This window comes from Ferrigenium sp. UT5 (assembly GCF_045866295.1).
In the GTDB taxonomy this organism is placed as follows: domain Bacteria; phylum Pseudomonadota; class Gammaproteobacteria; order Burkholderiales; family Gallionellaceae; genus Sideroxyarcus.
Genome location: NZ_BAAFRY010000049.1, coordinates 1 through 2,429, shown reverse-complemented (window position 1 = coordinate 2,429; position 2,429 = coordinate 1). Strand labels below are relative to the sequence as shown.

Annotated in this window: 1 rRNA gene; it reads right to left on the bottom strand. The window is 51.3% G+C overall.

Annotation, left to right across the window (positions count from 1 at the left end):
* Nucleotides 1–55 precede the first annotated feature (55 nt).
* A 23S ribosomal RNA gene (locus ACKTSJ_RS11005) occupies nt 56–2,429 on the bottom strand; the annotation flags it as partial.

Sequence of the window (2,429 nt, the reverse complement as noted above, 5' to 3'; positions counted from 1 at the left end):
GGTGTTTTGATTGTTGCGAGGCGATTCAATTACTTGCAACTTTACCTAAGGTTATAGGATCAAGCCGCACGGGCAATTAGTATCGGTTAGCTTAACGCATTACTGCGCTTCCACACCCGACCTATCAACGTGGTGGTCTTCCACGACCCTTCAGGGCAATCAAGTTGCCAGGGAAGTCTCATCTTGAGGCGAGTTTCCCGCTTAGATGCTTTCAGCGGTTATCTCTTCCGTATATAGCTACCCGGCGATACGACTGGCGTCATAACCGGTACACCAGAGATACGTCCACTCCGGTCCTCTCGTACTAGGAGCAGGTCCCCTCAAACTTCCAGCGCCCACGGCAGATAGGGACCAAACTGTCTCACGACGTTTTAAACCCAGCTCACGTACCACTTTAAATGGCGAACAGCCATACCCTTGGGACCGGCTACAGCCCCAGGATGTGATGAGCCGACATCGAGGTGCCAAACTCCCCCGTCGATATGAACTCTTGGGAGGAATCAGCCTGTTATCCCCAGAGTACCTTTTATCCGTTGAGCGATGGCCCTTCCATACAGAACCACCGGATCACTATGACCTACTTTCGTATCTGCTCGACTTGTCAGTCTCGCAGTTAAGCATCCTTTTGCCATTGCACTATCAGTACGATGTCCGACCGTACCTAGGATACCTTCGTACTCCTCCGTTACAATTTGGGAGGAGACCGCCCCAGTCAAACTGCCTACCATGCAATGTCCCCAACCCCGATCAGGGGTCCAGGTTAGAACATCAAACACACCAGGCTGGTATTTCAACGTCGGCTCCACGATGTCTGGCGACACCGCTTCAAAGCCTCCCAGCTATCCTACACAGATCTGTTCAAAGTCCAATGCAAAGCTACAGTAAAGGTTCATGGGGTCTTTCCGTCTAGCCGCGGGGAGATTGCATCTTCACAAACATTTCAACTTCGCTGAGTCCCGGGTGGAGACAGTGTGGCCATCGTTACGCCATTCGTGCAGGTCGGAACTTACCCGACAAGGAATTTCGCTACCTTAGGACCGTTATAGTTACGGCCGCCGTTTACTGGGACTTCAATCAAGAGCTTGCACCCCATCATTTAATCTTCCAGCACCGGGCAGGCGTCACACTCTATACGTCCACTTTCGTGTTTGCAGAGTGCTGTGTTTTTATTAAACAGTCGCAGCCACCATTTCACTGCAACCCCATCGACCTTCGAGAGTAAATCTCTACAATCTACCGGGGCGCACCTTTTCCCGAAGTTACGGTGCTAATTTGCCGAGTTCCTTCACCCGAGTTCTCTCAAGCGCCTTAGAATTCTCATCCTACCCACCTGTGTCGGTTTGCGGTACGGTCCCAATGTAACTGAAGCTTAGTGGCTTTTCTTGGAAGCTTGGTATCAGCAACTTCGCGCCCGAAGGCACTCGTTATCACGCCTCAGAATTGATCTCCCGGATTTGCCTAAGAGATCTCCCTACACGCTTCAACCAGGACATCCAACACCTGGCTTGCTTAACCTTCTCCGTCCCCACATCGCATTACATTAAGGTACAGGAATATTAACCTGTTTCCCATCGACTACGCATTTCTGCCTCGCCTTAGGGGCCGACTCACCCTGCTCCGATGAACGTTGAACAGGAAACCTTGGGTTTTCGGCGAGGGGGCCTTTCACCCCCTTTATCGCTACTCATGTCAGCATTCGCACTTCTGATACCTCCAGCATGGTTCACACCACACCTTCGCAGGCCTACAGAACGCTCTCCTACCATATCAATGCTCCTTTTAGAGCACGCTCACGGTTGTCGTTCGCGCCACCGGCGGGAACGACAAACCTTCAATTGAGGTGAGGTGCTTGCTCCACCTGTTTTGTCAGATGGCGTTTTGCGACGCGTTGCGTCGCGAAACTTCGCATGCCCTAAAAGGAGCATTGATATCCCTAGCTTCGGTGCACAGTTTGAGCCCCGTTACATCTTCCGCGCAGGACGACTCGATCAGTGAGCTATTACGCTTTCTTTAAATGATGGCTGCTTCTAAGCCAACATCCTGACTGTTTTAGCCTTCCCACTTCGTTTTCCACTTAACTGTGTCTTGGGGACCTTAGCTGAGGGTCTGGGTTGTTTCCCTTTTGACACCGGACGTTAGCACCCGATGTCTGTCTCCCACGCTCGCACTTCTCGGTATTCGGAGTTTGCAATGGTTTGGTAATCAGCAATAGACCCCTAGCCATGACAGTGCTCTACCCCCGAGAGTGATACGTGAGGCACTACCTAAATAGTTTTCGGAGAGAACCAGCTATTTCCAAGTTTGTTTAGCCTTTCACCCCTATCCACAGCTCATCCCCTAACTTTTCAACGTTAGTGGGTTCGGACCTCCAGTGAGTGTTACCCCACCTTCATCCTGGCCATGGATAGATCACTTGGTTTCGGGTCTAC